The sequence below is a fragment of the Caballeronia udeis genome (genome assembly GCF_001544555.2).
Lineage (GTDB): Bacteria > Pseudomonadota > Gammaproteobacteria > Burkholderiales > Burkholderiaceae > Caballeronia > Caballeronia udeis.
In genome coordinates, this window is the sequence record NZ_FCOK02000102.1 from 23,371 (window position 1) to 29,370 (window position 6,000).

General features: G+C 54.6%; 4 protein-coding genes. All 4 read left to right on the top strand.

All coding sequences use genetic code 11. The features are described 5' to 3' along the window. Positions 1 to 12: 12 nt before the first annotated feature. The 4 genes from AWB69_RS40660 (at position 13) to AWB69_RS40675 (ending at position 5,177) form a co-directional block, all read left to right on the top strand. Positions 13 to 1,689 carry an FAD-binding oxidoreductase gene (locus tag AWB69_RS40660; RefSeq protein WP_231937396.1) on the top strand — a complete coding sequence of 559 codons (1,677 nt, stop codon included), beginning with the start codon at positions 13 to 15 and terminating at the stop codon, positions 1,687 to 1,689. Between the two features lie 26 nt (positions 1,690 to 1,715). Then, positions 1,716 to 2,969, top strand: coding sequence for a CaiB/BaiF CoA transferase family protein (locus tag AWB69_RS40665; protein ID WP_062092421.1), 1,254 nt, complete (start codon positions 1,716 to 1,718; stop codon positions 2,967 to 2,969). 214 nt (positions 2,970 to 3,183) lie between these two features. Further along, the gene (locus AWB69_RS40670) at positions 3,184 to 4,605 is read left to right on the top strand and encodes a sodium:solute symporter family protein (RefSeq protein ID WP_062092422.1); all 1,422 of its coding nucleotides are present in this window, start codon (positions 3,184 to 3,186) and stop codon (positions 4,603 to 4,605) included. Between the two features lie 47 nt (positions 4,606 to 4,652). Further along, the gene (locus tag AWB69_RS40675) at positions 4,653 to 5,177 is read left to right on the top strand and encodes a gamma carbonic anhydrase family protein (protein ID WP_062092423.1); all 525 of its coding nucleotides are present in this window, start codon (positions 4,653 to 4,655) and stop codon (positions 5,175 to 5,177) included. The last annotated feature ends 823 nt before the right edge of the window (positions 5,178 to 6,000 follow it).

Sequence of the window (6,000 nt, forward strand, 5' to 3'; positions counted from 1 at the left end):
AATCGTAAGTGCATGAAAAATATATGTATTATTCATGTTAGAGAAATCGATAGCAAATTGATCAAATTTCCCTTGGAGACAAGCATGCAAGATCGGCGACGCAAGTTTTACGGTTGGGGCTACGAAGGGGACGAGGTATCTGGCGAAGAGATCGCCGAGTTCGAGAAAGCGTGGACGCGGCTGCTCGGGGTGACGGATTTTGAGCCGGTACCGTTCCCGACAGAAGATTCGATCAAGTTGCGCGCACCGCGTGTATCTGTCCCTGAGTCGCTAAAGTCAATTTGTTCGACGGGACAGCATGATCGGCTGTACCACACGTACGGCGCGTCGACTGTTGATGTCGCGCGAGCAATCCGTGGAGAATTCAAAAATCCGCCGGACGTCGTTGCGTATCCCCGAACTGAAGATGACATCGTCAGCCTCTACCGGTGGTGCGAAGATGCCAGCCTTGCAGCTATCCCTTATGGCGGTGGAACCAGCGTCGTCGGTGGAGTTAACCCTCCCACGCATGACCGGTATCGGGGAACCGTGTCGATTGACATGAAGTATTTCGATCGGGTTCTGGAAGTTGACCTGAAGTCTCAGGCTGCGCGGATTCAGGCAGGAGTGCTTGGCCCCCACCTTGAGCAACAACTCAAGCCGACGGGTCTCACTTTGCGGTTCTTTCTCCAGGCATGGGAGTTCTCTTCGCTCGGTGGATGGATCGCGACGCGTGCAGCGGGGCATTTCTCCACCGTGTATACGCAAATCGACGACCACATCGAAAGCCTTAAGGTGGTAACGCCTGCCGGCAACGTTGAATCCAGGCGCTTCCCGATCTCGGGAGCAGGACCAAACCCGGACCGGATGTTTCTCGGATCAGAAGGAGCGTTGGGCATCATCACGGAGGCGTGGGTAAAGCTCCATCGACGCCCGACTTATCGCAAGATGACCAGCGTGCGTTTTGCGAGGTATGGCGACGCGGTAGAAGCGGTACGTGTCATTTCGCAGTCCGGGCTTAATCCAGCCAGTGCACGGCTTGTTGAACGCGAGGAAGCCGCGTATACGGGGTCAAGCGACGGAACTTACGACATCCTTGTGCTGGGCTTCGAATCGGCAGACCACCCGGTCGATGCGTGGATGAATCGGGCACTGGAAATCTGTGGTGACTTTGGTGGCAGCTGGGACGACGCCAAGCTGCAGGGCGACGCCGCGACGGCCGACTCGGGAGCCAAAAGTTGGAGAGACAAATTTCTCCGAGGCCCGGCGTTGCGCGAACACGCGATCGCGCGAGGTGTTATGCGGGAAACAATGGAGACCGCAATTACCTGGGATCGTTTCGCACAACTGCACAAACACGTCAAGGCGGAAACGCATCGCGCCATCCGCGAAGTGACTGGCAGACCCGGTTCAGTGACGTGTCGGTTCACGCACATCTACCCGGATGGCCCGGCGCCTTATTTCACCTGGTTTGCATATGGCGACAAAGCCCGCATCCCTGAGCAGTACATGGCGATCAAGGCGATTGCTGAACAATCAATGGTTGACGCCGGCGGCACCGTTACTCACCACCACGCCTTGGGTCGAGATCATCGCCCGTGGTACGACAAGGAACGCCCTGAACTCTTCTGCACAGCCTTGAAGGCCACGAAGAAGGCACTCGATCCGCATTCCATCTTGAACCCAGGGGTGCTTTTCGACCCGTCGTAACGCGAGCAAACGCAGAAGGAGTTGTGATGGCTGGAGTTCTTTCAGGCATTAAGGTGCTCGACTTGAGTCGCATTTTGGCCGGACCGTGGTGCACGCAACTGCTCGCGGATCTTGGTGCCGATGTTGTCAAAATCGAGAGGCCAGGCACTGGTGACGATACGCGAGCGTGGGGGCCTCCTTTTGCGGAAGGCTTGGACGGAGCGCCTAGCGCGGAGTCTGCTTACTTTTTAGCGGCGAACCGCGGGAAGCGTTCTGTCGCGGTCGACTTCAGTACTGCTGCGGGACAAGAAATCGTCCGTACGCTGGCGAAATCCACCGATGTCGTCGTCGAGAACCTGAAATACGGCGACATGCGTCGATACGGTCTGGATTATGAAAGCCTCAGAATTTTGAATCCTGGGCTGATTTACTGCTCGATTACCGGTTTCGGGCAGACTGGTCCATATCGAGAGCGGGCGGGATACGATTTTGTCATTCAGGCGATGGGGGGCCTGATGAGCATTACCGGTGAGAGCGATGACAGGTCCGGCGGCGGCCCTCAGAAGTGTGGCGTACCTATTGCAGACATGATGACCGGCATGTATGCGACTGTTGCCATCCTGGGCGCCTTGCATGAACGCCAGACCAGCAACTCAGGGCAGTATATCGATATGAGCTTGCTCGATACGCAGGTCGGATGGCTGGCTAATCACGGACTCAACTACATGGTGTCTGGAAAACCTCCGAAACGTTGGGGCAACGCCCATCCGAACCTTTGCCCGTATCAGTCTTTTCCGGCGAGTGATGGCCATTTGATCGTGGCCGTCGGCAATGACCGGCAATTCCGGGCGTTGTGTCGGGTTTTGTCGATGCCGTCCATTGGCATCGACTCTCGGTTTGCGACTAACAGCGCCAGACTCGCAAATCGCGATAGCCTGGTAGACCAGATTGAGCAATGCCTTCGCACAAAAAGCCGGGACGAATGGCTGTCGGCGCTTGAAGAGGCAGGGGTGCCGGCTGGGCCGATCAACACAGTCGCGCAAGCTCTCGAGGAACCGCATGTAGTCAGTCGCGGTATGGTCTTTTCGATGGAACACGGAATAGGTGTGTGCGTACCGCAAATTGCAAACCCCATCAAGTTTTCACGGACCGGAATCGAGTATCTTCGCCCGCCGCCAATTCTCGGTGAGCACACCTCAGAGATTCTTGAGTCTATCGGGTTGACGCAGAAAAATCTCGAGGAGTTGCACGCGTCTGGGGTGATTCACGGGCGGGACCGGTATCCCATCGATGCTGGTTAGGCCGTAATCGATACAGGGTCCGGTTCCCAAATTCCCTAAATATGCGAGACAGACAGCGAGCACATTGATTCCGTGCCTGCTGTTGCTGACCAACGGCGTTTACTGCGGAAAATACCGCAGGTCGTTAGGTGAGGCGCAGGGCTTCTGACAAGGTGAAAGCGGAGTAGTCAAAAGCCGAAATAACGCTCGCCATACTGATATGCAGGAGACAAGTATGCGTCAATTTGATCTGGCTGACACTTCAATAATAGTAGGAATACTTATTATTTACCTATCGGCAACCATCTGGCTTACTGTGAGGTTACGAAGCAAGAATGCAGGGGACTTCATGGTTGCCGCGCGGTCGATGCCGGCAGTCGTGGTTGGGATTCTGATGATGTCGGAGTTCGTCGGCGCAAAATCGACGATCGGAACTGCTCAGTCTGCGTTTGAATCAGGTCTGGCTGCAGCATGGGCGGTACTGAGCGCTGCAATCGGTTTTCCGTTGTTCGGGGTGTTCCTCGCAAGGAAGCTCTACGCTTCAGGTGAATTTACAATCTCTGGAGCAATTGCCCGAAAGTATGGTCGCTCGACGCAGGTGACCGTTTCCCTGATCATGATTTATGCGCTCCTGCTTGTGAACGTCGGCTATTACGTAAGCGGCGCTGCAGCAATCTCGAGCGTCCTGCATATTTCGCTTCTTTCGGCGGCAGTGATCACCGCCATGGTCAGTACCTTCTATTGCGCGATAGGCGGTATGAAAAGTATGGCGTATGTATCGGTAGTGCACACGACCATAAAATACATTGGCGTTTTCATTGTTCTCGGCGTCGCATTGACCATGACCCATGGAGTGAAACCAATGTTCATGCAGATGCCGCATGACTATTTCACGTGGAACGGGAAAATCGGCACCACAACGATTGGGGCGTGGATTATCGCTAACATGGGAGCGATATTCTCAACGCAATACATCATTCAGGCGGTGTCCTCCCTAAAGCGTCCGGAAAGTGTCAGGAGTTCGGCCTATATTGCGGCAATCCTTTGTGTACCCATTAGCATAGCGCTCGGCCTGATAGGTGTTGCCGCAAAATTTCTGTTCCCGGAAATAGGCAGTCTGTATGCTTTTCCAATATTTTTGGTACACATGAGCCCAGTCTTGGCGGGGATCGTCACGACATCGCTGGCGGCCTCTGTGTTCGTCGGCGTGAGCAGCGTGGGACTGGCCATATCCTCTTTGATTGTGCGCGACTTCTACGTTCCTGCACGGCATCCCACGCCAGAGGCGGAATTCAGAATGTCGCGTCTGCTGTCTATCCCGATAGGCTTTGTGCCGCTGATCTTTGTGCTTTTCTTCCCAGAGGTATTGCATCTCTCATTCTTCACCCGAGCACTAAGACTGTCGATTTCTGTTGTTGCTGTGATTGGATTTTACCTCCCGTTTTTCAGCAGTAACCGGGGGGCGACGTTGGGTCTGCTCGCCGCCGTGATAGCGACCACCGTCTGGTATCTATTCGGGGATCCGTACGGAATAGATAATATTTACGTTGCCTTCATAACCCCATTGGCAGTTATGTTTATTGATCGCCTAATTCTAAAGGGACGTCGTACAAAAGAGGAGGGGAAGTCAGTATCCAAAAGTGCGCTTCGAGGTTAGAACGCGCCCGGTTTTGTCCAAGTTTCCTAACACATTTACAAAGAATCATGACAATTTTTGAATTGAAAGAAAAGAAACCGTCCATCGCGCAGAGTGCTTACGTGAGCACCACCGCGACAATTATCGGAGATGTCCTTATTGCGGGTAACAGCAGTGTATGGCCGGGAGCGGTCATTAGAGGCGACAATGACAGGATTACCGTGGGACGAGGAAGCAACGTTCAGGATGGGGCTATCCTGCACGCGGATGCGAACCACCCTCTATCGGTCGGCGAGGGAGTTAGCATTGGACATGCCGCGGTTGTTCACGGATGTACGATTGGCAGTGGATCGCTAATCGGGATTCACGCTACGATCCTCAACGATGCAGTGATAGGGGCGAATTGTATTGTTGCCGCTGGAGCAGTAATTCCGGAGGGCAAGATGTTTCCCGACCGGTCGCTGATTCTGGGAGCTCCCGGAAAGGTGGTGCGGCAGCTAACCGACGGTGAAATCAAAGGCATACATGCCAACGCCGATGAATACGTATCCAAGGCGAGTATGTACGAAGCAGAGTTGTGGGAAAGGGCATAACATGCGAACCCATTGAAACAGGTAGCACGAGAACTGTGAATTTGAACGGAATGGAGTGTCAAAACTGCCTTCAAGGTACGACGGATGGCTGCGGGTCGCACGATTCGGAAGTTCGACGCAAGCTAGCTCTCCTGCGTTTCGACGCGAAGGGTAGTAGCGACATTGCCAAGCTAGCGGGTCCGATGAACCTGAGCCTGCACCGATTTTTGATGCGACCGCCGCAAGTACGGCGAGACAAAGGCCCAAGGCTTTTGAAATGTCTTTCTAAGCTTATGGCAACAATTTATCGTGGCGAGAAATAGTGCGGTAGCCGCACCGCACAATCACGTAAATCAACGACTTCGCGCTTGTCTTGCCGCAGTCCATACGTGTGACTCCACGAGAAGCAGGAGGCCTTGCCCGTCAAGGCGTCGCGGAAAGGCAGGTACCCGGCTCAATCGCTCTGTTGCGCGCTCGTGCGCTTCGCCCGTCGACTGCAAATGTCTTCGCATTGTCGAACACCTGTTTGATGACTAGGTGTACGGCGCCGCGTGTCATCGGATCCTGCTCTGTACAACGCGCCGAACCCAGCCTCAAGGTGCGTCGGTGGTCGACCTCGGCCATCGGCGCGCGGATGGTATGAATTTGAAAGCCTGAACGGGTAACGTTGCGAGTGACGCAGTTCAGCCTACTTATGCAAAACGCGAACAAGGGAAACCAATGTCCTACCGCACGACAATCGTCAGTACCATCGTCGCCATGGCATTCGCAAGCACCGCAGCGCTGGCTCAGGCTCCCGCGGCCAAGGTCACCCGTATCCGCGGCGACATTGTCTCGCTGAAAG